The 26428-nt window shown below is 70.2% G+C and carries 23 protein-coding genes and 3 pseudogenes; 7 read left to right on the top strand and 19 right to left on the bottom strand.

Annotated elements, in window-relative coordinates; translation table 11 throughout:
- Positions 1 to 8: 8 nt before the first annotated feature.
- Positions 9 to 983 (bottom strand): histone-like nucleoid-structuring protein Lsr2, encoded by a 975-nt coding sequence (locus tag MTP03_RS13510; RefSeq protein WP_248488734.1) that lies wholly within the window; start codon positions 981 to 983, stop codon positions 9 to 11.
- A gap of 61 nt (positions 984 to 1044) precedes the next feature.
- Between MTP03_RS13510 and MTP03_RS13505 the strand changes: the two genes are divergently transcribed.
- Positions 1045 to 1500 (top strand): PH domain-containing protein, encoded by a 456-nt coding sequence (locus MTP03_RS13505; RefSeq protein ID WP_248488733.1) that lies wholly within the window; start codon positions 1045 to 1047, stop codon positions 1498 to 1500.
- A gap of 2 nt (positions 1501 to 1502) precedes the next feature.
- Here MTP03_RS13505 and MTP03_RS13500 read toward each other — a convergent pair whose 3' ends face one another.
- From MTP03_RS13500 to MTP03_RS13430, 16 genes and pseudogenes are all read right to left on the bottom strand, one after another.
- Positions 1503 to 2993, bottom strand: coding sequence for an aldehyde dehydrogenase family protein (locus tag MTP03_RS13500; protein WP_248488732.1), 1491 nt, complete (start codon positions 2991 to 2993; stop codon positions 1503 to 1505).
- Positions 2990 to 4567: a GMC family oxidoreductase gene (locus tag MTP03_RS13495; protein ID WP_248488731.1), complete on the bottom strand. Its 1578-nt coding sequence runs from the start codon at positions 4565 to 4567 to the stop codon at positions 2990 to 2992. The genes MTP03_RS13500 and MTP03_RS13495 overlap by 4 nt, the downstream gene beginning before the upstream one ends.
- Before the next feature lie 114 nt (positions 4568 to 4681).
- Positions 4682 to 6142, bottom strand: coding sequence for a peptide MFS transporter (locus tag MTP03_RS13490; RefSeq protein ID WP_248488730.1), 1461 nt, complete (start codon positions 6140 to 6142; stop codon positions 4682 to 4684).
- Positions 6143 to 6178: 36 nt separating this feature from the next.
- Entirely contained in the window at positions 6179 to 6682 is a 504-nt protein-coding gene (locus tag MTP03_RS13485) for a hypothetical protein (protein ID WP_248488729.1), read from the bottom strand.
- A gap of 460 nt (positions 6683 to 7142) precedes the next feature.
- Entirely contained in the window at positions 7143 to 7814 is a 672-nt protein-coding gene (locus tag MTP03_RS13480) for an AAA family ATPase (protein ID WP_248488728.1), read from the bottom strand.
- Positions 7811 to 8194: a ParD-like family protein gene (locus MTP03_RS13475; RefSeq protein WP_248488727.1), complete on the bottom strand. Its 384-nt coding sequence runs from the start codon at positions 8192 to 8194 to the stop codon at positions 7811 to 7813. The genes MTP03_RS13480 and MTP03_RS13475 overlap by 4 nt, the downstream gene beginning before the upstream one ends.
- Before the next feature lie 98 nt (positions 8195 to 8292).
- Positions 8293 to 8916 (bottom strand): DUF4352 domain-containing protein, encoded by a 624-nt coding sequence (locus MTP03_RS13470; RefSeq protein WP_248488726.1) that lies wholly within the window; start codon positions 8914 to 8916, stop codon positions 8293 to 8295.
- Between the two features lie 233 nt (positions 8917 to 9149).
- Positions 9150 to 9491, bottom strand: a complete 342-nt coding sequence (locus tag MTP03_RS13465; protein WP_248488725.1) for a hypothetical protein — start codon at positions 9489 to 9491, stop codon at positions 9150 to 9152.
- A gap of 106 nt (positions 9492 to 9597) precedes the next feature.
- Positions 9598 to 10851 (bottom strand): TIGR02679 family protein, encoded by a 1254-nt coding sequence (locus MTP03_RS13460; RefSeq protein WP_248488724.1) that lies wholly within the window; start codon positions 10849 to 10851, stop codon positions 9598 to 9600.
- Positions 10848 to 11066, bottom strand: a complete 219-nt coding sequence (locus MTP03_RS13455) for a hypothetical protein (RefSeq protein ID WP_248488723.1) — start codon at positions 11064 to 11066, stop codon at positions 10848 to 10850. The genes MTP03_RS13460 and MTP03_RS13455 overlap by 4 nt, the downstream gene beginning before the upstream one ends.
- 81 nt (positions 11067 to 11147) lie before the next feature.
- A pseudogene (locus MTP03_RS23825) lies at positions 11148 to 11231 on the bottom strand (hypothetical protein); the annotation flags it as partial.
- 949 nt (positions 11232 to 12180) lie between these two features.
- Positions 12181 to 14961, bottom strand: coding sequence for a TIGR02680 family protein (locus MTP03_RS13445; protein ID WP_248488721.1), 2781 nt, complete (start codon positions 14959 to 14961; stop codon positions 12181 to 12183).
- Positions 14958 to 15791, bottom strand: coding sequence for a TIGR02678 family protein (locus MTP03_RS13440; protein ID WP_256465147.1), 834 nt, complete (start codon positions 15789 to 15791; stop codon positions 14958 to 14960). Before MTP03_RS13440 ends, MTP03_RS13445 begins: the two co-directional genes overlap by 4 nt.
- A gap of 85 nt (positions 15792 to 15876) precedes the next feature.
- A pseudogene (locus tag MTP03_RS23820) lies at positions 15877 to 16200 on the bottom strand (DUF2398 family protein); the annotation flags it as partial.
- Positions 16197 to 17828, bottom strand: coding sequence for a TIGR02677 family protein (locus MTP03_RS13435; protein ID WP_248488720.1), 1632 nt, complete (start codon positions 17826 to 17828; stop codon positions 16197 to 16199). The gene MTP03_RS13435 and the pseudogene MTP03_RS23820, both read right to left, overlap by 4 nt.
- 69 nt (positions 17829 to 17897) lie before the next feature.
- Positions 17898 to 18344 (bottom strand): NADAR family protein, encoded by a 447-nt coding sequence (locus MTP03_RS13430; RefSeq protein WP_248488719.1) that lies wholly within the window; start codon positions 18342 to 18344, stop codon positions 17898 to 17900.
- Positions 18345 to 18611: 267 nt separating this feature from the next.
- On the opposite strand from MTP03_RS13430, the gene MTP03_RS23815 reads away from it, so the two are divergent.
- The 4 genes from MTP03_RS23815 (at position 18612) to MTP03_RS13415 (ending at position 21465) form a co-directional block, all read left to right on the top strand.
- Entirely contained in the window at positions 18612 to 19625 is a 1014-nt protein-coding gene (locus MTP03_RS23815) for a DNA/RNA helicase domain-containing protein (RefSeq protein ID WP_371820762.1), read from the top strand.
- Entirely contained in the window at positions 19568 to 20482 is a 915-nt protein-coding gene (locus tag MTP03_RS13425; protein ID WP_371820761.1) for a DNA/RNA helicase domain-containing protein, read from the top strand. Before MTP03_RS23815 ends, MTP03_RS13425 begins: the two co-directional genes overlap by 58 nt.
- Before the next feature lie 89 nt (positions 20483 to 20571).
- Positions 20572 to 21093 (top strand): hypothetical protein, encoded by a 522-nt coding sequence (locus MTP03_RS13420; protein WP_248488718.1) that lies wholly within the window; start codon positions 20572 to 20574, stop codon positions 21091 to 21093.
- A 12-nt stretch (positions 21094 to 21105) separates the two neighbouring features.
- A complete protein-coding gene (locus MTP03_RS13415) occupies positions 21106 to 21465 on the top strand; it encodes an HNH endonuclease (protein WP_248488717.1) in 360 nt (119 codons plus the stop codon).
- Positions 21466 to 21529: 64 nt separating this feature from the next.
- Here the strand turns inward: MTP03_RS13415 and MTP03_RS13410 are convergent, their stop codons facing one another.
- Entirely contained in the window at positions 21530 to 22882 is a 1353-nt protein-coding gene (locus MTP03_RS13410; protein WP_248488716.1) for an LLM class flavin-dependent oxidoreductase, read from the bottom strand.
- Positions 22883 to 22967: 85 nt separating this feature from the next.
- Positions 22968 to 23798 carry an intradiol ring-cleavage dioxygenase gene (locus tag MTP03_RS13405; RefSeq protein WP_248488715.1) on the bottom strand — a complete coding sequence of 277 codons (831 nt, stop codon included), beginning with the start codon at positions 23796 to 23798 and terminating at the stop codon, positions 22968 to 22970.
- Between the two features lie 221 nt (positions 23799 to 24019).
- On the opposite strand from MTP03_RS13405, the gene MTP03_RS13400 reads away from it, so the two are divergent.
- Positions 24020 to 24568 carry a hypothetical protein gene (locus tag MTP03_RS13400; protein ID WP_248488714.1) on the top strand — a complete coding sequence of 183 codons (549 nt, stop codon included), beginning with the start codon at positions 24020 to 24022 and terminating at the stop codon, positions 24566 to 24568.
- A gap of 176 nt (positions 24569 to 24744) precedes the next feature.
- Positions 24745 to 26402: pseudogene (locus MTP03_RS13395) on the top strand (long-chain fatty acid--CoA ligase).
- Positions 26403 to 26428: the final 26 nt, after the last annotated feature.

Here is a 26428-nt window from a genome sequence, read left to right as displayed (position 1 = left end):
CGTGTCCTTCAGGGGTGCGCATCGGCGTACGCCGCGAGCACCGCGGCCGGCACGCGCCCCTTGGAGCTGACCTCGATGCCGTTGGCGTTCGCCCAGGCGCGGACCATCGCCGGTTTCGGGGCGTCCGAGGGCGGCTTCGCCCCGCTCGTCTGCGGGCCGGACGGTGCGCCGTCGGCCGCGGCACCGTCGACGAGCGCGGCATGTGCCGCCGATGCGGCGAGGAACCGGTAGGTCCACTCCTCGGCCAGCTTGCGGGTCTCGCAGAAGGCGATTTGCACGGTGGGATACCGGACCTGCAGCTCGGCGAGCCCGTCCGCGACCTTCGCCGGCCGCATCCAGTTCTGCTTGAACACCTGCGAGTAGCGTTCCTCGACCACGACCGCCGCATGCGGCAGCGAGGCGAGGTCCGCGATCTGGAAGCCGAGCCTCCCGTTGCTGAGGGACGTGATCAGGTCCTCGAGCCCCTTGCGCTCCACGGCCGCCCGGATCGCACCGTCGTCGGCGAGAATCGCGTAGTCACCGGACGTGAGCGCGCGCTTCGTCACGACGACCTGCTGGGTCTTGAAGGTGTAGCCGTATCGCTCGCGCGAGTCGACGGCGATGGCCAGGTCGACGATGCCGGCGGCCCGGGCCGAGGGAACCGGTACGTTGGGCCGGGCCTTCTTCCGTGTGCGCGGCGCCTGCCAGAAGACCATCTGCCTGCCGCGAGCCCGGGTGAAGACGATCTGGGAGCGGTTCTCCCGCGCCCGTTCGGCGATCACGTCGATCGCGGCGCCCCGGCCGGCGCAGGATCGTAAGGGGATGCGTTCGACGACTTCCGGGTGGACCGGCCACTCCGAGCGGTCCACCGGAAAGCAGAACAGGGCTTTCGTCCGCGGCCATGTGTCGGAGGTGCGGAACACTCGACCGTCGCCGATCGGCACCCAGATCAGGTACTTCAACGACGAGTCGGGATCGGGGTTGATCGCGATCACCAGCTCCATAACCGCAGGCTACCGGTAGCGCGCAGAGGAGGCCGTCGCTCCATCGGTAGAATTCGGACTCGTGACCGCTGAATCCACCACGCAGCCCGTGCTCGAAGTGACCCCGCGCAAGATCAAGATCTACGCCTGGTGCTTCGCCGTGGTGCTGGTCGTGGGCCACGCCTTCGTCGCCTGGCTGCTCAAGGCCGGGGGCGATTCGGGGATCGCTTTCAAGACGGGCGATCAGGCGGGCATGGTGGGCATCGGACTCATCCTGGCCGGCGGGGCGCTGCTGTTCGCGCGCCCGCGGCTGCGCCTCGGACCCGACGGGGTCACCGTCCGCAACCTGCTGAACGAGAACACGTACCCGTGGGGGCTGGTCGACGGGTTCACCTTCCCCGAGGGGGCGCAGTTCGCGCACCTCGAACTCCCGCAGGACGAGTACGTGGCGATCTGGGCCATCCAGGCGCGCGACGGCGAGCACGCGGTGCAGTCGTTGGACCGCGCCCGCGAGCTCGCCGCGCACTATCGCGCCTGACGCTACCTCTCGATCGTGCCGCTGCGGCCGTGCAGCAGCGTCACGATCTGCACCAGCTGGCTCTCCTGCGCCGCCGTGCGGGCGAAGCTGGTGAGGTTGAGCAGCGGGGTGAACCGTTTGCGCGCGATGCCCTTCGCATAGGTGAACTCGCGCAGGCCGTCGGCCCCGTGGATCCGGCCGAAGCCGGATTCGCCCACGCCGCCGAACGGGATGTTCGGCACCCCGGCGAACGTGATGATGCCGTTCACCGCGGCCATGCCCGAGCGGATCCGGTCCGCTAGCTCCATGCCGCGCGCCTTGGAGAACACCGTGGCCGCGAGACCGTACTTCGTGGCGTTCGCCAGCTCCACGGCCTCGTCCATCGTGTCGACCTTCGCGACGGTGACCGTGGGCCCGAACGTCTCCTGGGTGACGGCGATCGAGTCCTCGGGGACGTCGACGAGCACCGTCGGCTTGACCCAGCGTTCGCCGACCGCGTCCGCGCCGCCGATCAACGCGCGGCCGCCCCGCGCGAGCGCGTCGTCGATGTGGGACTTGATGATCGGCAGCTGGCTCGGCATCGTGATCGGCCCGATCTTGGACTCCTCGGAGTCCTCGGCGGAGACCTCGCGGGCCTTGGCGACCAGCTTGTCCACGAACGGCTCGTACACGTCCTTGTGCACGTAGATCCGCTCGACGCCCACGCACGTCTGCCCGGCGTTGGCGAACGCGCCCCAGGCGGCGGCGTCGGCCGCGGCGTCCAGGTCGGCGTCGCGGTCCACCAGGAACGCGTCCTTGCCGCCGGCCTCGATGACCACGGGGGTCAGCGTCTCGGCGCAGGCCGCCATGACCTTCTTGCCGGTGTTCGTCGAGCCGGTGAAGGCGACCTTGTTCACGCCGGACGTGCACAGTGCGTTGCCGGTCTCACCGAGCCCGGTGACCGTCTGCAGGACGGGGCGGCCCACGGCCTCCTCGAAGGTGCGGGCCAGCCAGACCCCGACGCCGGGCGTGTACTCGGACGGCTTGAACACCACCGCGTTCCCCGCGGCGAGCGCGTACGCGATCGAGCCCATCGGCGTGAACACGGGGTAGTTCCACGGGCCGATGACGCCGACGACCCCGAGCGGGTGGTAGCGCACCGTCGCCGACTGGTTCGCCATGACCAGGCCCGACCCGACCCGCCGGGGGCCGAGGACCTTCTTGGCGTGCGAGGCCGCGTACCCCAGGTGGTCGATGCCGAGGGACGCCTCGAGCAGGGCGTCGCCGTGCGGCTTACCCGTTTCCTCGTGCATGATCTGCGCCAGCTGGTTGATCCGCCGGGTGATCACGCCCTTCCACTTGTTCAGCTCGCGCTTGCGGCCCTCGAAGCCCAGCTCCTGCCACCAGTCGGCCTGCTCGCGGGCGCGGGCCACCACGGCGTGCACGTGGTCGGGCGAGTGGATCGGGTACGAGTCGACCACCTCGCCGGTGCGCGGATTGAGGGAATCGAACGTCTTCGTCTCTGCTGCGGTCATGCTGACTTCCTGATCTCGTCGGCCGCCTTCTCGGCGATCATGATGGTGGGGGCGTTGGTGTTGCCGCGTGGCACCGTCGGCATCACGGAGGCGTCGACGACGCGGAGCCCCTCGACGCCGCGGACCCGGAGCTGAGGATCGACCACGGCGTCGTCGTCGGTGCCCATCCGGCAGGTGCCCACCGGATGGAAGAGGGTCTGCGTGTACTCCGCGATGAGGGTGCGGATCTGGTCCTCCGACGGGTTCTCGGCGATGTGCCAGGGCTTGCCCAGGTACTTCGCGAGCGGACCGTGCGCGGCGATCTCCATCGTGGCGCGGACACCGGCGACCATCGCGTCCAGATCCTCGGCCACGTCGTAGTAGTTCGGCTCGAGCTCGGGCTTGAAGTTCGGGTCGGCGGAGCGCAGGCGTAGCGTGCCACGGCTGGCCACCGACACCAGCGTCGGGCCCAGCATGATGCCGGGCCGGTGGGTCTCGTGCAGCAGATTGTCGTACACGCCCGCGGGCATCACGTGCATCTGCAGGTCGGGGTGCTCCAGATCGTTCCGCGAGCGCCAGAACGCGCCCGATTCGGCACCGTTGGACGCGAGCGGACCCGTTCCGGTGAGCTTCCAGCGCAACAGGTTTCCCAGGTCCTGCTTCTCCAGCAGGTCGTAGCTGCCGTGCACGTCGAAATCGACGGGGACCATGGGATGATCGTGCAGGTTCGCGCCCACGCCCGGCAGCGCCGCGCGCACGTCGATGCCGTGCTGGGCGAGGTGTTCCGCCGGGCCGATGCCCGAGAGCATCAGCAGCTGAGGCGAATTGATCGCGCCCCCGCACACGATCACCTCGCGGCGCGCGCGGACCGTCTGGTCCGCCGCGCCGGAGCGGACCACTACCCCGGAGGCGCGGTCACCGTCGAACTCGATGCGCCGGGCCGTGGACCGGATCGCGACGGTGAGGTTGGGCCGCCCGCGATTCGGCTCGATGAACGCCTTGTCGGTGGACCAGCGCCGGCCGCCCTTGCAGGTGACCTGGTACAGGCCCGCGCCGTCCTGGGTGGCGCCGTTGAAATCGTCGTTCGGCTTCAGTCCCCAGGCGACCGCGGCGTCGACGAACGCGCCGGTGAGCGGGTGGTTGAAGCGCCGGTCCTCGACGTTCAGCGGACCGTCGGTGCCGTGGAACGGGCCGGACTTGCCGGTGTTGCCCTCCGACTTGAGGAAGTAGGGGAGCACCTCGTCGAACGACCAGCCGGTGGCGCCCTGCGCGACCCAGCCGTCGTAGTCGGCGTGGTTGCCGCGGATGTAGATCATCGCGTTGAGCGACGAGCAGCCGCCGAGTGCCTTCATCCGTGGCCAGTAGGCCCGACGATCGGCCAGGTGTTTCTGCGGCGCTGTCGTGTAGTTCCAGTCCCACTTGGTCTTGAACATCGCCGAGAACGCGAGCGGGATGTGGATCTCGTCCGCGTCCGCCTCGCCGCCCGCCTCCAGGAGCAGGACGGACGTGCCGGGATCCTCGGACAACCGGGCGGCCATCACCGCCCCGGCGCTCCCCGCGCCCACCACGATGTAGTCGTACTCGTCTGACGGCACCCGTACTCCTCGCCTCGATGACACTCGTACCGTCGAAGCTACTCGGGGGTACGGAGCGCGGGAAGAGGTTCCGGCAGGTTCTCAGGCTCGACGGTGCGCCACCGCCGGCCGTTCTCAGACGGCCGGCGCGAGCCGCTTGATCATCGGCGTGAGCAGCACGACGGCCAGTCCGATCGCGATGGCGACGCCGCCCAGGACCAGGAAGTACGGGGCCTCGTTCTCCTGGTCGTAGAATGTGGCGAGGCGCCCGGCGAGGGCGGTGCCGAGGCTGATCGACAGATAGTTCAGGGCCACCATCTGCGCGGCGAACGCGCGGGGACCGAGCTTGGTGGACACGCTCAAGCCAACCGGCGAGATGCACAGCTCCGCGAGCGCGAAGATCAGCATGATCGCCAGCAACCCGATGAGCGGTGCGGTGTTCTTCCCGGCCGGCATCAGCAGGAAAGCGAGGAAGGCCACGCCGATCCCGCCGGTGCCGAGTGCGAACTTGATCGGGGTGCTCGGCTGACGCGTGCCGAGTTTCGTCCACAGCGCCGCGAACACCGGCGCGAAGATCAGGATGTAGACGGGATCGACGGACTGGATCCACGACGCGGGGAACTCCCACCCGAACACGGTACGGTCGAGCCGCTCGTCGGCGTACACGGCGACGAACGTGAACATCTGCTGGAACAACGCCCAGAACGCCGCCTGCGAGACGAACAGCGGGATGAAGGCCTTGACGCCGTCGCGTTCGGCACCGTCGACCCGGTTGCTGCGCAGGAGGAACACGAAGTAGGCCAGGGAGATGGCGGCGACGGCGACGATGACGGCGTCCACCAGGTTGTCGGCCGTGATCACCCCTGCGAGGACCAGCCCCGCGAACACGGCGACGGCGGCCCCCGCGCCGGCGGCGACGCGCTGGACCTCGGCGCGGGTGGCGGGATCGGGCACCGTTCGGCTGATGCGCGGCAGCATGTTCCGGGTGAGCGCGTACTGCAGCAGCCCCAGCGCCATGCCGACCGCGGCGAGGCCGAAGCCCCAGTGGAAGCCCTGGCTGGTCTGGAGGTAGCCGGTGAGCAGCGGTCCGACGAAAGCGCCGAGGTTGACGCCCATGTAATAGACCGAGAAGCCCGCGTCGCGGCGGGTGTCTCCGGCGGTGTAGAGATCGCCGACCACCTTGGTGGCGTTGCCCTTCACTCCACCCGAGCCGACGGCGACGAGCACCAGGCCGATCGCGACGCCTGCTGTACCGGGCACCACCGCCAGCGCGATGTGCCCCGCCATCACCAGGCATGCGGTGTAGAAGAGCGTGCGCTCCGCGCCGAGGATGCGGTCGGACACCCAGGCGCCCGCCACCGTCGACAGGTAGACGAAACCGCCGTAGGCGCCGACGATCCCGAGCGAGGTGGGCTGGTCGAATCCGAGGCCGCCCTCGGAGGCGGAGTAGTACAGGTAGTAGGCGAGGATCGCCTGCATCCCGTAGAACGAGAAGCGTTCCCACATCTCGACGCCGAAGAGGTTGACCAGCGGCAGGGGGTGCCCGAAGAAGCGGGTGTCGGGCTTGTAGCCCGCGGTGGACCGAGGGTTGCTCATCTGAGCATGAAACCACGGTGCCTCCGCATCGTGTGCTCAGCGCAGCAGGTTGGTGCGGGCAACCTGTTCGCGGAGGAAGTGGAACTGCGTGTCGAGGCTGGCCTGCAGGTCCCGGAGCTCGTCGGTGTGCTCCTGCAGTCGCCGAGCGTCGGCCTCGTTACCGACGGCGTCGCGGTACAGCTGGTCGAGTAGCTCGCGGTGCGCGCTGGTGTTGGCGCGGTCGAGGAGCGCCAGGTCGTTCAGGAGCCGTTCGACGGGGCGCAGCTCGCCCAGGTACTCCGCGAGCGCGGCCACGTGGTCGCGGAGCGCGGATTCGGCCATGCGCGCGGCGTGGGTGTACTCGTCGACGTGGTGCGCGAGGGCCGGGGCGACGGGCGACTCACCCGACGGTCGCGGTGTGTCGGTGCGCATGCGCCACACGCGGTACGCGCGGTGGCTGATGTCCTGCAGCGTGGCGTCGAGATTGATGCGCACGCGGTGCTGGTCGAGGAGCGGGTTGGTCCACGCGGGGGACCGGCGGATCTCCTCGGTGAGGAGCACCGCGAGCCCCGGAGGCGGGTCTCGACCCGGGTGCCGCCGGGCTCCGCCTCGGGGTTGTACGCGGGCATCCGGTCGGCCTGGAAGGGCCACGGGTTGGCGGCCAGACGGTCCTGCTCCCACGTGCGCTGGGCTTCGCGGTGCCGATTCAGGCGCCACGCCTGGACGCCCGCGAGCCCTGCGACCGCGAGCAGGAGGACGATGATCGCCCCCGCGCCGGACGTGACAGCGCTGGCCAGGATGAACACGCCGACCAGGATCACGAACCACTTGCCGCCCGAGACCCGCGGGCTGGGAGGGTGGTTCTGGAGGCTCGCGAGATACGCCGGGTTGTTGCTGGCGGTGTACCGGCGGTAGGCGTCGTCGATCGCCGCCGCGCGAAGGTTCCGCAGGTAGTGCGAGGCGTCCCGCGCGGCGACCTGTGCCTGCTCGCGTCCCACCAGTACCGCATCCGCGGCGCAGGTCACCCGCACCGCGATCTCGTTCTGCACCGAGTCCGCCATGGATCCTCCTCCCGCCTCCTTCGAATGTACCGCCGGATCAGCCGCGCGCCGCCGCGCGACCCCCATAACGCGATGAGCTCAGTGGACGTCCACGACGGCCACCGGGCGAGGCCGAGTGGCTGCTCCTGCGCGAACTCGGCGACGATCAGAGGGCCATCGATCCTCGAGTTGTCGTAGAACGTCGTAGTCGTCGACAGGAGGGTGGCCTCGGCGACCAAGGACCACAGTCGGCTGTGCCGGTCGCGAATCTTCTCCTCGGGGACGTCGTGGCCGCCCGCGGCGGCCCGATGCGCGACGCGGTGGACCGACAGCTCCACAGGGACCATCACGACGTGCAGGTGCACCTCGAATCCGTGCCTGAGCGCGGAGCGGATCAGATCGACCTTGGACGGGTGTGAGAAGACGGTCTCGGCGATGAAGGAGTCGCCCTGCTCCAAGAGTCGCTCGCGAGTGGCGCTCGCGATCCGCGCGGCGTCGTAGGAGTGCTCCTCGGCCGCCTCCGGCCAACGAGCCTTGGCGATGACGTCCGCGTTGACGAAGGGAAGGCGCCCCGAGCTCGGCGCGAGGACGAGTTCGACGAAGGTCGACTTGCCCGCGCCGTTCGGGCCCACAACCAGTTCGAGCCGGCTCATCGCGCAGGAGCCTCGGCGATGATCCGCTCGGAACCGTCGGGGTAGTACTCGACCATCCGTCCTGCGTCATCGAGTGCGACGGTGACGATTCCCCGCTGCGCGAGGGCGGATCCGAAGTCCACGTTCTGCAGTCGCTCGCGAATCCCGGCCCGGACCTCCGCGTCGTACACCCGGGATTCCGCCGCGTCGAGCTCATCCACGGCGAGCGTCCCTGCAAGGGCTGCTTCCACCCGGCTGCGGGCCGCGGTCTCGTGGATCGAGAATTCGCGGCCCAGCCGCGCCCAGTGATTGATCTGCTCGGCGGTCGATCGACCCTCCTGTGCGCTCACCGCCTGCGCGCTCTCGTACACGTCGTCGGCGATGCGGGTGGGATGCGGCATGACGGCTCCTCTGACGAAGGATCTGCTGTAGCACTATGCTACGCCTCACCCGGCGGTCCGGCCACCCGATGTGAGGGGTGGCCGGACGCACCGTCGGGCTACTTCAGCGCGACGTCGGCGCCGCCGGAGAACATCGAGTCGTGCAGCTCGATGGTGGCGGGCACAGCGCCCTCTGGCATGTCGAACACGACCTTGACCTGCACCGTGTTGCCCGGGTTGATGTTGTCCCAGACGGGCACGTCGGAATCGCCGAGCGCGATCTGCGCCATGGAATCCGACTCGAACGTGCGCCCCTGCGCGTCCTTGAGCTTCTGCGAGCTCGGGTCGAAGCTCTGCGGCTTGGTGCCGATGTTCTTGACCGTCATCGAGACGATCACGAACTGGCCCTGCGCCTTCTTCGCCAGGTACGGGTTGTCGCCCACCTCGGCGAGGCCGGCCTGCACGCCCGTGACGACGAACTCGAATTTCCCGTCGCGGACCGGGGTGTTGAGACCGGGCGCCTTCGGGTCGGCCGTCTGGGTGGTCGCGGCGCCGGTGGTGCCGGTCGCCGCGGTCTCGTTCTTGTCGCCGCCGCCGGTCGCGACGGTCACGACGAGGAGGAACGCGATCACGGCGAGCACGATCCAGGGCCACTTGCGCTTCTTCTTGGCTGGCGGCGGGACGGGAGCGCCGTACGGGTTGGGCTGGCCGGGCTGAGGCAGCGGGAAGGGCTGCTGAGACATGATGAATCCTCGATTCGTGGGATGGGGGAATCGCCGAGCGGCGGGAAGTGCCGCCCGGCGTGGACGGAGCCGCGAGGCTCCGAGTGGATCAGGTGATGACGGTGCGCCGACGGCGGCCGTCAGGATCGGTGACTGTTAGCTTCGATCAGAAGTGTTGTGCGTGCGGTCATTTCATCCTCCCCAGGACCTGATGGAGAGATGATGACACCGGGCACTGACAAGTTTCTTCGTCGTCAGGCGTTGCCGCCGCACAGCGCTTCGGGGCAGCCGTGCCACGTGTTCACCGATTCCACGATGGACGCGGCCGCGATCCGCGGCGCGTAGGCCTCGGCGACCTCCGTGAACCGGGCGATCGAGCGCTCGACGTGCAGGTCGAAGAACCGGCACGTCGCGAGCAGGCCGAGCTCCTCGGCGACGTACTTCAGCACGGTGACATGCGGGACGGGGTCGTCGCCGGGGAACCAACCGGCGGCCTCGTCGACGGTGAGCGCGCAGTCCGGATCGCCGCACCCGCACGGGTAGAGCGGCGGCGTCACCTCGATCACGGACGGTGCGGGCGAAAGAGTGGTCGTCATGGGAATCTCCTGACGCTGTAGGGCGCGGTGTGACCCGCGGCTGCGCCGGAATCCCGGTCAGCCCTATAGAATGGCGCTAGCCACTGACAATTTTCTCGCATTGACGTCACGCGAGCGGCTGCGCAAGGTCGTCGAGCAGCTCGGCGAGAACTGCCTCCTCCTCCACCTGGATTCCGATCGCGCGCATGGCCGGAGCGAGCTCGTTGTCCCATGATGCGGCGACGACACTTCCTCTGATCGCGTCTCCCGCATGGACGCGCGCCGCGCGGCGATAGTCTGCGGCGGAGAAGTGCCACGGCGTCCAATCATGATGCCGCCGAACGTGGTTGGCGATCGATACTCCGTACCAGTCGAAGTCGCCGTGGTAGCGGAGCGCTGCTCCCGTGGCGCGGAGTTGGTCGAGCAGCAGCATCACCGCCGCGCCGGGCTGGCCCGAGGTGCACACTAGTGGGCCGGTGGACGCCCCGAGTGAATCAGCGGCCGCCGCGACCACCGACGGGTTCTCGCAGACCGACACGACGGATCGCGTGAACCACCCCGGGGTATCCGCGCGCAGTTGACGCAGTGTCAGGACCGCGGGGTGACCGTTCGCGCTCAGATCGGTGACGGTGCGGCCGGTCGCAGTGGTTCGCGCGGCGGTCAAGCCGACCGTGAGGACAGTCGAGGTCAGCTGATCGCGGACGAGCCCCACCGATTCCCACACCAGCCGGCGCCAGCGTGCGCCGGTTCCCGCCGGCATCCCGGACATGGCGCGGGCAGCCCCGAACACAAGGGTCGCCACCGGCGTACCGTCGTCCAGCGTATGCGCGCCTCCGAGGATCGTCGTTGCGAACTCGCCGGCCGGAACAGGGGACTTCGTCGGCAGGGATTCGATAGCCCGGCACGCCTGTTCGACGGTGCGCGCGGCCGCTCCGGCCGTGCCGGTGAGCCGGCGCAGTAGTCCACCGCTGACCAACCCGTCGAGCCACGGCCGCAGCTCGGGCCGCTCTCCGGCGATGCGGACCAACGGCGCGAGGGCGCGCTCCCACGCCTCGTCCTCGGCCGACCTCGCCTCTGAACGCACTGTGACTGGGCCGGTCAGCGCGACTACGGCCGATGCCAGTCCCTCCGGCCACACCTGCGAGGTGCGCAGCAGTGAGTCCAGCGCGCCGAGCGGCACCGTCACACTGCGCCCCGTTCCGGCGCGCCGGCCGAGCAGGCGGTCGATCGCGCCCCGCTCCGCCGGGCTGGGGTCGGACAGGCTGATCGAGCCGCTCAGGTCCAGGCCGCGTGCCATGCGCTCGCGCAGGCGGGAGCGCAGGCGGGCTGTGTCCTCGCTACCGAGCACCCGCGACAGCCGCTCCAGATCTGGGCCGCTCATTCCCACAGGCCCTCCGGTCCGCCGCGAGCGTCGGCCCCGGGCTCGTCGGGCGGTGGCCCGATGGCGGCGTCGGGCCGGTCCACCTGCTCCCGGGCGAGGCCGTCCCACTCCCAGTGCGTGACAAGGACAGCGGGGACGCCCTCGGTGCGGGCCAGCTGCGCGATCGCGAGGCCCGGAACCTCCGGGTAACAGCCCCATTCGCGTTCGCTGGTCATCACGACGTCGAGGTCGAACGCCGCAAGCAGGCCGAGGTATTTGGCTCGCGCATCGTCGTCGACGCCGGCGAACGCCTCGTCGAGAGTGACGAGCCGCGGGGCGTGCGGATTGCCGGCGGAACCGTAGTGCGCGGCCGCCGCGGCGAACAGGGGTACGGTCGCCACGAGGGCACCCTCGCCGCCGGATGCGGGCCGGTGGCCGGCCGCCACTGCCCGTTCTGCTTACGCTCGATCGTGAACCGGTTCCAGCGCCGGTAGTCCAGCGCCTCGGTGAGGTGTTCGAGCCACGTCCCGCCGATGTCGGCCGCGCGAACCCGTTCGATCTGGTGCTGCAGGAACTCTCCCACGGCGGCGCGGTCGGCCTCGTTCCACACGTCGGCGGTGCGGCGCAGCTGGCGCAGGGCCTGCTGGGCGCCCGCGGGCGCGTCGGCGCTCAGCACCCAGTTGATCCGTAGCCGCATCCCGGTGCTGGTGGGGCGGGAGGCCAGCTCCGAGTTCATTCGCGCCACCTGCTGTTCGGCGGCGGTGATCAGGTCCTGCAAGCTGCTTGCAGCTTCGCTGACCAGGTGGTTCTCCAGGATCTCCCGTTCGCGCTCGGTCAGCAGCCGGCTGCGTTCGGTGACCTCGGATTCGAGGGTCCGCGCGACCTCTCCGACGGTGGCCGGACGCCCACGGAAGATCACGTCCACGACGATGACGCCGTCGCGGGGGAGCAGTCCCGTGCTGTTGCCCTGGCGGGAGAGCACGTCGGCGAGTGCCTTGTGCTCGTCTGTCACCCTGCGCTGCAGCCGGTCCCAGGTCTTATCGTCATCGTCAACGTCCAGCAGCTCCGCCTCGACGGTCCGCGCCAACCCGATGGCGGCGGTGGCCGCCCACGGCACCGTCGTATCGGGGATCTCCAGGCCGTCGGCCGCCACGCCGAGCAGTCCGGTCTCCGCGAACCGGCGGAACGCTTCGACCTCCGCGTCCCGTGCCCGGCCCGTCTCCTCGCGCTCGACGCGCAGCCGCCCCTGCTCACCTTCGGCCTTGCCGTACGCCTGCACGGCCGCCTCGTGCTTGGCCTCCGCTGCCCGGCGCGCGGCGGCGTTGGCGAGCTTGTCCTCGTCCACCTGCTTCAGCTGCGCCATGAGCTCAGCGACGTCGGCCCCGATGCTCGCCTCCAGGGTCTCGAACTCCGTGCGCGCGCCGAAGGAATCGCTCCGGCGCTGGTCCGCGTCCGCCGCCCGTTCGGCCTCCAGTTCGGCGGCGTCCTCGAGTTGGCGGCGCTCGTCCTCGAGCCGCGCGGCGGCGGCGCGGGCCGCATCGAGTCGCGACCACAGGACCGCGACGGCTTCGCGGTAGTCGCCGAGGGAGTCCCGGATCTCGTCGAGGGCGTCGCGTTCGGTGGGGAGTGCGGCATCGGCGGCGTCCCGGTCGAGCGCCGCGGCCGCGTCGCGGTGGGTGGCGGCGGTGCGGTCCACAGCGGCGGTGGCGGTCGCGTGCTCGTCCCGCAGCTGCAGCTCGCGGTGCTGGGCGGCCGCGACGCTCTGGTGGGCGGACCTGACGTCGTGTTCCGGCGGGAGCGCGGCGAGTTCGGCGTCCACGACGTGGCGGCGCTCGCGGAGCGCCTGCCGCCGGGCCGCGATCTCGTCGATGCGCAGGCCGGCGGCGGCGATCTCGTCCGCGAGTTCGGCGAGCCGGCGGCGGCGTGCCTGTTCGCGCGCGCCCGCGCCGACGTACTGGGCGTCGGGCTTGCGCCGGCGCCGGTGAGGGTGCCAACCCGGAACGTCCCGTCGGTCGCCATCCAGGTGTGATGCTTCGACTCCGGGCCCAGCGCGATCGCGCGCAGGACCGCCTCGACGGTTGCGGCGGGCACCGCGCTCGCGGCAGGGTCCTCGGGGTCGGCGGCGGCGCGCAGCACCGTCGCGAGGGTGCTGCCGGGAGCCGCTCGGCCCGCCGTCGCGATGACGTCGGAGCCGGCAAGGACCCCGTCAGCGCCGACGGTGGCGTCCAGCGCTCCCGAGGCCTCGAGCGCAGCCTCCAGCCCGGCGCGCTCCTCGTCGGAGAGGTCCGGCGCGAAGTCGACGAGCTGCCAGAGCCGCGCTCCGCGCCGGTCAGGGTCGACGGTGTGCCGCGGTGCCGGCGCTTCGACCTGCCCGGATTCCAGTCGTTCCCGTTCGGCGTCGAGCTCTGCCAGCGCGTCCCGCTCGGCTGTCTCGGCGGCTTCCGCTGTCGCGTCGGCGCGGGTGATCGCATCGCGGACGTCCGCCGCACACGCGGTGACGGCAACCGTGTACGGGTTTTCGCCGGACAGCGCTGCCGCCCATGGGGCCAGCTCGTCGAGCACCGCGTCGACGTCGTGGATCACGAGTTCTGCCGCGGAACGATGATGCTCGCGGGCGCCGGACACGAGCGCCGCCGCTGTCTCACGGACGCGGTCCTCGGCGGCCACACGAACCTCGGCGATCTCGCAAATCGAGGCGTCGAGTTCGCCTACCCGGGTGCGCGCGGCGGCCACTGCCGCGGCGTGACGGTCCACCTCCGTGCTCAGGGCGTTGACGTGCTTGATCGCCCGGCTCTGCATCGTCACCAGCTCGGCGGCGGTGCGCCGCAGTTCGCCGATGTCCGACGTGACGAGGACCGCATCGAGGGTGTCGTGGTGCTGCGCGTGCAGGGCTGCCCCCGCGGCTGCGTCGGTCGCGGCCTCGCGGGCGCGGGCCAGGCCCCAGTCGGCCTCCGCCAGACCGGCCCGCGCCCGGTCCACTCGGGCACGCCGGTCGGCGGTCGTGGCCGAGGCGGCCACGCGCGCCGCGTCGGCCTGGCGGGATGCGTCCGCCAGCATGTCCGCCCGTTGCCGGGCACCGTCGAGGAGCGTGGCCGCCTCCATCGCCTCGCTCCCGCGCAGCGCGGCCTCGTGCGCCGTCAGCCGGACGCGCTCGCGCTCGACCTCGTCCAACTCGGTCCGGCCCGCGTCGCGCTGGACAGCGGCCTCTGCGAGCCGGCGCTCGGACTCCGCGAGCTCCCGGCCGACGTGCTCGTACTTCGAGTGCGCGGCGCGGGGTTTCGCGGCGTACCGGCGGGAGGCGACGCCGGCGTACCGCCGGTAGTGGTCGAGGAACGCGGCCGCGGCGTCGTGCGCCTCGGACATGGCAGCGAGTTCGTCCCGGTCTTCCTCGAGGCTACGGAACGCCTCTGCCACGTCGGCGAGAACGGCCTGCCCGAGCGGAGGCAGCGATTCGGTCAGGGCCGCGGAGAGCGCCTTCTCGCTCGGCTTCTTCGACAGCTGCGGCTGCCGCAGCCGGATGAGCAGGTCGACCAGCGCGGCGTACCGCAGCTCGCCCAGGCCGAAGAGCGCCTCGTCGACGGCTGCCCGGTACTCCTTGGCGCGGTCGTACCTGCGCCCGCTCCCGGAGATCGCGTCGCCGAGCCGGTCCCGGGTGAGCGGGGTGCCGTTGTCGTCCGCCAGGTGCAGCCCCTCGCCGACGCGCTCGGGCGAGACGAAGAACCAGTGGGCGGCGATCCCCTTGCCGGTGACGGCCTTGAGCCCGCAACCGATGGTGCAATAGCGCGCCGCACCGGCCTCATCGATTCGGCCGAACTCGAGCCAGGTGTACCCGATGCGCTCCGGATGCGGATGCTCCCCGCCGAGGAGGAGGTTCCACTCCATGCGCTTCTTGGGGTCGGCGTCGGGCTCGACCCGGTAGGGAGCGAGGTCTCCGTCCAGCAGGAACGGCAGGGTGAGCGCCAGCACCTTGGATTTGCCGGCGCCGTTGTTGCCCCGCAGGAGCAACCGGCCGTCGCGGAACCAGAACTCCTGCGCGTCGTAGTAGAAGACGTCCAGCAGCCCTGCGCGGAGCGGCTTCCAGCGCGCGTCCTGGGGGACCGGGAGCACTGAGTCCGAGCCGGATGAGATCATCGATCCTGTTTCCTTCCAAGATCATTAGCGTCGCCACCGGACACGGTGGGCTCGGCGAGTGCGTACCGGGCGATCGCCGGTAGCGGACGGACCCATGCCGGGGGCTCGGTCCGGTGCGAGCGTTCGACGAGGCGCAGCGCTTCGAGTTTGCCGAGCGCGGTCTCGGTGAGCTCGACCTCGGCACCGGGCTCGCTCGCGGTCCGCTTCCACAGTCGTTGCTCGACGAACCGCGGCGCGAGGTCCGCGACCCATGCCTGCAGATTCGCCAGCGGCACCAGGGTGCCGATGGATCGTGCGAGTCGTTCCGCGATGAGGAGCGCCGCGTGCCCGTCCGTGCCGACCTCGGGCATGCGCACGTCGGTGAGGTCGTCGTACGGGTCGACCATCGCGATGCCCTCGGCTCGCACCTCCGGCACCAGCCCGGTGAACGAGGTGATCCGCTGGCAGATCGCGGCGCGCTGACCGGTGAGGTAGGCGGCCTCGGCGTCGCCGAGCCGGTCGTAGTAGAGGACCGGCTCGTCTACGAGGATCCGGGTGAGGTGGTGCCGGATGCGGCGATTGCGCAACTCGTCCGTGCTGGCCGGGAGTTCGTAGGTGACCTGCGCCAGCCGGTCCTCGAAGTCCTCCGCCTGTACCACCGACGGTCCGCGGGTCGTAGCGAGGAGGGACGAGGTCACCCTGCGCCGCACGTCGTACAGCACGTCGCCGGTGTTGTCGACGAACGCCTGTTCGTCGCCGGCGACGCGGGTGAGGGCACCGAGGCCGATCAGCATCCGCGCGACCGCGACGAGGTCGCTGCGTTCGTCGCGCCGCTCCAGGGCGAAATGCACACCGGCGCCGGTGCACCGGGTCGCCGGCGGCGAGGACCAGTTGCTCCGCGAGCCGGCCGAGGGTGATCTGCGCGTCCGCCCGCTCCAGCGCGGCGAGCGCCAGGCACAGCAGCACGTACCGGCGGCGGGTGAACGTGGCCTTGCGTGTCCTGTCGATGGCCGGGTGGGTGGGATCGGCGGTGCCCGCCGGGGTCTTGACCAGTCGTGCGACCTCCGTGTTGACCAGGAGGGACCACCCGGTCTCACGGTCGAACCACTCGCGGAGGTGGGTCTGGTTGCGGACCACCAGGACGAAGACGTCCGCGTCGGGCCCGTCCGCCCGGAGCAACGGAGTACGGAGCAGCGCCCGCGCCGCCCGGCGCTGCTCGGCGATCCGGGTGGAGGTGAGTGCATCGGTCAGCGTGCTCATCGTGCCGCCTCCACCGCGGGCTCCCGTGTCTCAGTCTCACCGGCGGCTGGGCGGCGGCCGCGGGTCTCGATCACGTGCACCAGGTGGTCCGGGCCGCGGAATACGCCCGCGTCGGTGCGGATCTCCGCGGTACCGGCACCGTCCACCTCGGTCAGCGTGATCGTCAGGGAACCGTCCGATGTGGTGGCCTCCACCTCGGACCGGCCCGGGGTCTTCGCCGCGAGCGCCGCTCCGAGCAGGCCGAGGAAGAGGCGGAAGGCGTGCGGGTCCAGCCGGCCCACGTCCGAGAGGTGGGCCCGCTGCCCGACCTTCGCGAGCAGTGCGTCGCGGGCCGTGGCGGTCTGTGCGGCCTCCCGGGCGGCGCGCTCCGCGAGGAATCGGCGCTGTTCGCTGCGGTCGATCACGCGGTTGGGCTTGCCGCGGCGCTCGTAGTGGCCGGTCTGGCGCAGGCGGGGGCTGATCTCGATGGGCGGCGCCGCGGTCCACGAGACGGACGCTGCCACGGGCGCGGCGTCCCGCGCTTCGAGGGTGTCCGCATCGACGGTGAGGTGCCGTGAGGACTGCAACCCGAACGCCGCCCGCCACAGGCGGTGTATCGCCTCCTCGTCCGGCGCCTCGGCGAACCAGACCGCGAGCGCGTGGAAATCGGCCGACCTGTCCGACCGGCCGGTGCGTCGGTCGTTGAGCACCGATACCACCCGCAGCAGCCGGGGAATCGCCGCCCGGGCCTGGGTGCGCAGCAGCGACGACTGGCTGGGATGGCCGGGGGAGTTGAGGAACCAGTCGTGAAATCCGGCCCAGCGCTCGGCCCAGAGGAGCCGCTGGCGCGCGAACTCGCGCTCGGCGAAGTCCTCCGTCTCGTCCGGCGCGATGTCGCGGCCGGCGCGGTGGGCGACGTCGTCGAGGAGGCGGCCGACACCGGCCTCGTCGAGCTGCTGGATCAGGTTCGCGATCTCCGCGCCGGTGGACACCAGGTCCTTGATGAACTGCTCCAGGTAGTCGATCAGGCGGTCCTTGTAGGCCAGGAAGGCCTCGATCTCGGCATCGTGCAGGTCGATCGTGCGCTGCAGCGAGGCCATGAACGACTGAGCGTTGTCCGCGAGCTCATCAAACCGCGTGGCCAGCGACTCGAAGGTGAGGTAGGCGACCGCCTCGTCGGACTCGGCGGCCCGCGCGAGCGCGAGAAGGGACCGCAGCTGCGCCGCGATGTCGCTGAGTGCGACCCGCTGGAGGGCGCCTCGGCGGCCCAACGCCTCGTCGTAGGCGGTGAGCGCCGCCTCGGCTGCCGCCCCCTCGCGGGTCATCTGATACAGGTAGCGGGCCCGGTGGAAGTCCTCGACGGTCGTCACCCGGCTGGTATCCGGATCCGCCCGGAGGTTGCCCCACTCCTCGAGCTTGGTGAGGGCGTCTACCACCACCCCCTGGTCCGGCGGATCGTCCCCGGTCGCCGTGAGGTGATCGAGGACGTCCTCTGGCCGGAGATGAATGGTGAAGCGTCGTTTGGCGGTCGCGAACGCGCCCATCACCCGCCGGTAGAGGTGTGCGTTCGCGGCGTGGACGTGCGCGAACGGGCGAAGCGCCTGCTCCGCGGGCTCGCCGGCGCTGTCGAGCTCCTCTTCTGCCGTCACGCCTGCCATGGTCGCACGGGAGACCGACAAGTTCGGCCCGGTCGCCCTGGAGACGGACGGGGCGGATTCCTACAGGACGAACTTCTGCTGTATGCGTTCGTTCATCAGCAGCACGCCGAGCGCGTTGTCGCCGTCGATCCGCCGGTGTCTGTCGCACGTGCACGATCCCCAGACCTGGTCGTGCCAGGAGTTGCCCTCGATCAGCAGCGCGCCGCCGGTGTCGACGAGAAGCCGCGCGAGCTCGGCGTCGTCGAACTTGGCGGCGAGCACGTCGGCCATGACGTCGAACCGGATGCGGTCCCAGTCGTCGACCAGCGTGACCGAGCGGCCGATCCGTTTCGCCTCCGCAGGAGTGGGAGCGGTCCGGATGAGTTCGATGCTGCGTTCGTCCGTGGTCTTCGCTGACATGAAAGCGTGTTCGGCCGTGGGGAACTCGCGGCCTCGGAACAGGACGCGGGTTGGATAGAAGTTCGAGAGGAAGAGGTGATCCCCGCGGAACGAGTCGATGACTCGCATCGTGAAAGTCCTTCCCGGTCGTGGTGCTCTGTTGAGGCTTTCGTACGGATGGATCATCGCTCGGGCGCGTCCTCGTGCGCCACTGATCTTCAGTCCCGGAGGTTCGCCGACAAGCCGCCGAGCACTCTTCGCCTCACCGATACGTTTTGATCCCCGGCGACGGCGCTCGTCCGGCGAGGTAGTCTCGTCGGCAGCGGTTCGACGGAACTCCCGCTCAGGGCAGATCCCCTCCGCACGATCATTCGTGCTGCCCAGGGGGATTCTGGCGTGACGTTGTTGCGGGTCACCGCGAACCGGCTGCTCGAGGAGTACACCTCGGAGTCGCTCGTGGAGAAGCTGCTGGAGCGGATGCTGTTCGAACGCGGGATCACCGTCGGCGACGCGGAGCAGCGATCTTGGGGGAAGAGCCTTCCAGCATTCGCGGCGGACCTGCGCCACGGCGGCCTCGGCAACGTCGAGATGCTGATCGAGTACAAGCTCCCGCTCTCCTCGCGTCGCGCCGACGTGGTGCTCGCCGGTGTCCATCCCGCGACCGGGGCGCCGTCGTACGTGGTGGTGGAGCTCAAGCAGTGGTCCTCGGCCACGGCGTTCGAGGGGGACCCCGCGATGGTGACGGTGCCGCACCTGGGCGGCCCGCTGTTGCATCCGGTGGCGCAGGTGGCGGGATACTGCGAGTACCTCGGCGACTTCGCCCGCGCCCTGCGCGACCAACCCGATCCGCTGGCCGGCATCGCCTACCTGCACAACGTGCACGACCCCGGCGTGGTCGCGGACCTGGCGGAATACCCGGCGAGCCCCGCGGGACGGTTGTTCACCGGCGCCGATACCGACGCGATGCTCGACTACCTACGGACCCGGCTGAGGCCGGGGGCACCGTCGGGCTACGCGGCCGACGTCCTGCTGAACTCGCCCGCGGCGCCGTCGCAGCAGTTGCTGGCCGTCGCGGCCGAGGAGGTCCGGGAGCGACAAGTGTTCCACCTGCTCGGGAACCAACGGCTCGCGGTGGACCTAGTGCTGCACGACGTGGAGCGGGCCCGCGCGGCGGACGTCAAACGCGTCCTGGTGGTGACGGGCGGGCCCGGGAGCGGCAAGAGTGCGATCGCGCTCGCCCTGCTCGGTGACCTCGCCCGACGGGGCCGGACGGTGCTGCACGCCACGGGTTCCCGGTCGTTCACCACCACGCTGCGGCAGGTGGCGGGGCGCGGGCGCCGCGGGTCAAGGCCATGTTCAAGTACTTCAACCAGTTCGTCGCTGCAGACCGGAACGGGCTGGACGTGCTGATCCTCGATGAGGCGCACCGGATCCGGGAGACGTCCGCGAACCGGTACACCCGTGCCGCGGACCGGACCGGGCGACCACAGGTCGACGAATTGATCGCGGCCGCACGGGTTCCGCTGTTCCTGCTCGACGAGCATCAGGTGGTGCGCCCGGGAGAGCTCGGGTCGCTCGGGCAGATCCGCGCGTACGCGGCGTCGCTCGGGCTCGAGACGATGCACATCCCGCTCGACGACCAGTTCCGGTGCGGCGGAAGCGAACGGTACGTCGAGTGGGCGGTCGACCTGGTGGGGCTGGGCGAGCGCAAGCCGTGGCGATGGACCGGCGACGACGGCTTCGAGGTGCGCGTCGCCGAGACTCCGTGGGAGTTGGAGCGGATGCTGGACGAGCAGCGGGACAAGGGCTATTCGGCGCGGATGACAGCCGGCTACTGCTGGCCGTGGAGCGATCCGACACCGGAGCGGACCCTGGTGCCCGACGTGACGATCGGCGACTGGGCCCGGCCGTGGAACTCCAAGTCAGACAGGCGGATGGGCGACGTCCCGCCGTCGCAGCTGTGGGCCACTGAGGACGGCGGCTTCGGCCAGGTGGGCTGCGTGTACACCGCGCAGGGCTTCGAATACGACTGGAGCGGAGTGATCCTCGGCCCGGACCTGGTGTACCGGGACGGGCGGTTCGTGGTGCAGCGCGCCGAGAACCGGGATCCCAGCCTGAAATCGAAGAAGAACCTCACCGACGTACGGTTCGACCTGCTGATCCGCAACACCTACAAGGTGCTGCTGACCCGAGGCATGGTCGGCACCGTTCTGTACTCCACCGACGAAGAGACCCGCGAGGCGCTCCGGCGCCTCGTGCACCAGTAGAGACGAAACGAGCTCGGCCCGACAGGCTTCCGTGTAGGACACGCCTCCACCCGTTGCGAAACCCGAAAGGGCGCAAGGGCGATGACGGCGTGGCTGGTGACGATCAACGAAGAATATCCGCAGCATCTCCAATACGCCCTGGAGAAGGGGTTTGGGATTTCGCGAACAAGCGCTGGAAGGTTCCGATCAATCCGAACGACCGGATCGTATTCCGCAACGGGGGTGGCGGCTCGCTCGTCGGCATGTTCTGTGCCACTGCGGCGACCTTCGCTCTCCGAGATGGAGCTGGGAAGGTGCTGCACAACGACCGTGAGCCGTTCTGGGATACGCCTGAATCCTTCGAATACCACTATCGAGTCCTCATGGATCCGGTGAGTGTTACTCCTGTCCGTGAGGTGCTGCCAGCCGAGATCCGCGCTGCACTCGGGGCTGGATCAGCCAATTACATGTTTCAGTCTCCGACGCCGTTCGAGGGTGACGCCGAGAACCTACTCGCCGAGGCCTTCTACCTGCCTGCACTGGATCTCACGCCAGTGCTGGATGGCCCGCAGATCAGTGACGTTCTCACCCACGACGGCACCGAGGAAGCCAGGGCGAAGCGTCTGGCGTAGGTCGCCTCGCGGATGGGGCAGGACGAATTCCGCGATCGTCTGCTTGCATCGTACGGCGGTGAGTGTGCCCTCACCGGCACCGCCGCTGAGGAATCGCTTGAGGCTGCTCACATCATCGAATGGAGGTCCGGCGGTGTGAACGATACGTCGAACGGGATATTGCTCCGCGCCGATGTTCACCGCCTGTTCGATCGATCGCTGATCAGAATCGGATCTAGGAATCGCGTCGAGGTGGATCCCAAACTCGTCGGCACGGAGTACGAGAACCTGACCGAGCTGACGACTCCGAAGGCGAAGAAGGATCGACCTGCGCCGCAAGCACTTCGGTGGCGGTGGGCGAAGAAGAACGGGCGGCCACTCGCTGAATTCTGACGACCTTCCGGTGGGCACCGCGAACTTGTCAGTGGCGACGACCGGCGGGGCGAGACGACTGCCCCTACCCGGCCTTCGCCACCGCTCGCGGCGCGAAGGGATCGGCCGGCAGGTCGAGGTGCTCGCGCAGGGTGGTTCCGGCGTACTCGCGACGGAACAGCCCGCGGCGCCGCAGTTCGGGCACCACGAAGTCGACGAAGTCGTTGAACGTGCCGGGCGAGCTGGCCGCCGAGAGGATGTAGCCGTCGGCCTCGCCGCCGGTGAACCCCTCCTCGATCTGATCGGCGATGTCCGAGGCGGTGCCCACGAACTGGGGGAGCAGCACGCCCTCCGCGTACAGCTTGCCGATGTCGCGCAGCGTCAGGTTGTCGCGCTCGGACAAGCGTCGGGCCACGTCGAACAGCCCCTGCGTGCCGCTCACCGTCACGTCCGCGACGGGCTTGTCCAGGTCGTACTGCGAGAAGTCGTGATCGGTGTGCACGGACAGAGTGATGAGCCCGGAGATCGGGTCGGCCAACTCGTTGTGGAACGCCTGCTTCTCGCGCGCGATCGACTCCGTCTCGCCCACGAACGGGATGAACGAGGGGAAGATCTTCACGTGGTCGGGGTTCCGGCCGAAGTTCACGGCCCGCGACTTCACGTCGTCGTAGTAGGCCCGCCGGCCCTCGGGCGTCGGGTCGATCTCAAAGATCGCCTCGGCCCACTGCGCCGCGAAATCCTTGCCCCGGCTCGACGATCCGGCCTGGATCAGCACCGGCCGGCCCTGCGGCGACCGCGGCGTCGGCAGCGGACCGCGGGTGCGGAAATGCTCGGAATCGCGCGACACCGCGTGGATCCGGGCCGGATCCGCGAACACGCCGGACTCCTTGTCCTGCACCAGCGCCCCGGGCTCCCACGACGCCCACAGCTCCACGGCGGTCTCCACGAACTCCTGCGCCCGGACGTACCGCAGGTCGTGCTCCAGGTGCTCGTCGTGCCCGAAGTTGAGCGCCTCCGACTGGCTCAGCGAGGTCACGATGTTCCACGCGATCCTGCCGCGCGTGACATGGTCGAGGCTGGAGAGGATCCGCGCCAGCTCGAACGGGTGGAAGTACGTGGTGGACTTGGTGATCGCGATCCCCAGTCGCGAGGTCACCGCCCCGATCGACGCCGCCACGATGGACGGGTCCAGCGTGGCGGACGCCTGGGTTCCGCGGCGCAGCGATTCGTCGATGTCGTCGCCGAAGCGCGTGGGCACCGACAGCAGGTCCGCGAAGAACAGGAAGTCGAACGTGCCGCGCTCCAGGATCCGGCCGATCCGGTGGTAGTACTCGGGCGTCAGGAACGCCGGATCGGACGCGGGGTGCCGCCATGCGGCGTGCGAATGCGTGACGTGCGAGGCGATCTGGAATCCACCGAGGTGCAGCTGCCGGGCCATGACGTTCCTTCCGTCGGGTGCGTCCCTGCAGTCTCCGGCGGACGGACACCGTCGGGAACCCTTGCGCTCCGGCTGGGCGAAATCGCTACCGCGGGCCGCCGGGCCGGCCGCCGCCCGGCGGCGGGCCCGGCATCCCGCGGACCGTCGGGGTGGTCCGGGTGTCCACGCCCACCGGCAGTTTCACCGCGTAGCCCTTCGTGACGTCGCCGGTCACGGTGGCCAGCTGATGCGCCGCGCCATCCTCGCCGAAGACGTTGTCCGACGTCAGCGACACCCGGCCCAGCGTCTGCACCGACGCCTCGTACCCGGCGGTGGCGTAGACGGCGTCGCACACGTCCTTCGGCAGCGCCAGCTGTGAGGTGGCGATGGCCTTCGTGGCGTCGGTGATGTCCGCCCGGTCGCGGTACACCTCGAAATGGATGTGCGGCCACCGGCCGTCGTAACAGGCGGGGAACACACTCGTGAACCGCACGACCCCGGCGGAGTCGGCGATCTGCACGCCTCGCAGGTAGTTCTGGTCCGTCACGCCGTCGCTGTACAGGGAGTACCGGCCCTCGCGGTCACACTGCCACACGTACACCGCCGTCCCGGCGAACGGGACGCCGTCGTTCGCCAGGTCGCGCACCGTCAGCTCCAGGGTGATGGGGACGCCGTCGGCCGTACCCCGCATCTCCCCGAAACTGGTCCGGATGTCGCTGCGGACGACGCCGGCCTGCTCGAGGACGTCGGGGCCGTTCGACCCGTCGCCGGGATACGGGCCGGCCGTCTCGTCGGGGATCTCCGCGAGCGCCGGGGTCGTGCCCGCCGTCGCGGACCCCGACGGGGACGCAGACGCCGTCGAGGACGTCCCCGACGCCGTGGTCGCGTTCGTCCCGCACGCCGCCAACCCGAGCCCGACGGTGCCGAGCCCGAGCATCGTCAGCATCCTGCGGCGACTGGCGAGCGTGCCGAGGTCGAAGCCGAGCCCCTGGTCGACGATCTCTTCGTCGGGGCGGGGAGCGGGCGATCACGGAAGGTAGGGATCATGGGGACGAACGTAGCGAGCGCCGCCCGGCCGGTGGCTGGGATCGCGCTGTGAGGTCGCTGTACTTGTCAGTGCCGGGCGATACGGTGCGGGCGTCGTCGAAGGGAGACACCGTGACCGGTATCGAAGCCCTGCCCACGGCCCTGATCGTCCCGCCGGATCGCGCGCCGGCGTACCTGCGCGGGATCGGGATCGCGGTCGAGGACCTGTACGCGGCGGTGCGGGCGGGCGAGCGCGCCGCGGCGGGCGTGGACGCCTTCGCTCCCGTCATGGCCGCCGGCCTCCTGCGCTGGGTCGAGGTGGTCAGCACGCTCCGCCGGCGCCTGGTCGACACAGGGGAGTGGACGCTGGGCGATCGTCGCGGCCAGCCCATCTGCCGGCACCTCACGAGCGGCCGCACCCTCGCGGTGATGAGCGGCGACGTGGCCACCGGCAACCCGGAGCTCCCGGGCGGCCCGCACACCGTGCGCCGCAAGGGCGCCGCCACGGCCGATTCCTTCGCGCCGCACGAGATGCTGTTCTCCCTCGCGGAGCTCGGGTCGAGCCCCGGCCCGACGGTGCGCCGCCCAGCGCCTGGGTCTTCTTCTACCGCCGCGACGGCGCGAGGACGCACCTGGAGGTCTCGCAGCCCACCGGCTTCGATCGGGACACGGGGCAGTTGACCGGCTTCGCGGTCCGGGTGATCGTGGCCGGGTGGCGTCCGGGCGACCGCCGCGATCCTCAGCTCGCTCTGGGCCGCCTCGTGGACCTGCAGCTCGTCAGGTCCGTCGCATGAGCGGGACCGGCGAGCTCGGCCAAACCGGGCCGCGGACCGTCGGGCATGCGGTACGTATGGTCCATGCCCGAGCGGATCCTGCCCCTGACCTCCACCATGCAAGACGAGCACCTGTCGCTGGCGACGCTGCTCCGACACGCGACCACCTGGTACGCGGACTCCGCGGAGGTGGCCACCTGGACCCCCGAGAAGACCACCCGGATGAGCTTCCGCGAGCTGGGCCACGAGGCCGCGCGCCTCGCGAACGCGCTGAAGGCACTCGGCGTGGTCCCGGGCGACCGGGTGGGCACGTTCCAGTGGAACAACAACGAGCACATGACCGCGTACGTCGCGATCCCGGCGATGGGGAGCGTGCTGCACACGATCAACATCAGGTTGTTCCCGGAGCAGGTCACCTACATCGCGAACCATGCGGCGGACCGGGTGATCATCGCCGACGGCAGCCTGATCCCGCAGCTCAACGCCGCCATCGGCGGCATGACCACGATCGAGCACGTGATCGTGGTGGACGGCGACAAGTCTCAGGTCGAGGCGCCGTCGGGGGTTCAGCTGCACGACTACCGCGACCTGCTCGACGCGCAGTCCGACGACTACGCCTGGCCGGACATCGACGAGCGTGCCGCGGCGGCGGCCTGCTACACGTCGGGGACCACGGGTGATCCCAAGGGGGTGATGTACAGCCACCGCAGCATATGGCTGCATTCCACTGCGGTGTGTGCGAGCTACGGCCTCGGCATGGGCCCGAGCGACACGGTGCTGCCCATCGTGCCGATGTTCCACGCCATGAGCTGGGGCACGCCGTTCGGTGCCCTCATGTCGGGCGCGTCCCTGATCCTGCCCGACCGGTACCTGCAGCCCGAGCCCATGACGCGCCTGCTCGCCGAGGAGAAGCCGACGATCTCGGCCGCGGTACCGGCCGTGTGGATCGGCATCGTCAACCACCTCGCCACGCACCCGCAGGACATCAGCCACCTGCGGCACATCGCCTGCGGCGGGTCCGCGGTGCCGCTGAGCCTCGCGCAGGCGCTCGACCGGCACGGCGTGCAGGTAGTGCAGGCGTGGGGGATGACGGAGACCTCGCCGCTGGCCAGCATCGCATGGCCACCCCGGGCGTGACCGGCGACGATGCCTGGCGCTACCGGAACACGCAGGGCCGGTTCCTGCCCGGTGTGCAGGGACGGCTGGTCGACGATCTCGGCGAGGTGGTCCCCGCCGACGGCGAATCGCAGGGCGAGGTGCAGGTCCGAGGTCCTTGGATCACCGGCAGCTACTACAGCCCCGAGGGCGCCGATCCGGTCGGCGCGGACAAGTTCGAGGACGGTTGGCTCCGCACCGGCGACATCGGCAAGCTCACCGCCGACGGCTTCGTCACGCTGGTGGATCGGTCGAAGGACGTGATCAAGTCCGGCGGCGAGTGGATCAGCTCCGTCGAGCTCGAGAACGAGGTCATGGCCCACCCCGCGGTGCTCGAGGCCGTGGCGATCGGCGTCCCCGACCCGAAGTGGGACGAGCGCCCGCTCGTGGCGGTCGTCCTCCAACCGGGCTCGACGGTGACCGTCGCCGAGCTCCGCGAGCACCTCGCGGGGAAGTTCGCGAAGTGGCAGATCCCGGACAACTGGTCGTTCATCGCCGAGGTCCCGAAGACCTCGGTGGGGAAGTTCGACAAGAAGGTGTTGCGCGCGCAGCACGCTTCAGGAGATCTCTCCGTCGTCAGCGAATAGGTGCTCGGGTGACCGTCCGCGGCGCC

The organism is Tsukamurella sp. PLM1 (assembly GCF_023168325.1).
Classification (GTDB): Bacteria; Actinomycetota; Actinomycetes; order Mycobacteriales; family Mycobacteriaceae; genus Tsukamurella.
The sequence above is the reverse complement of the archived record's forward strand: the minus strand, read 5'-3'. Positions and strand labels throughout refer to the sequence as shown.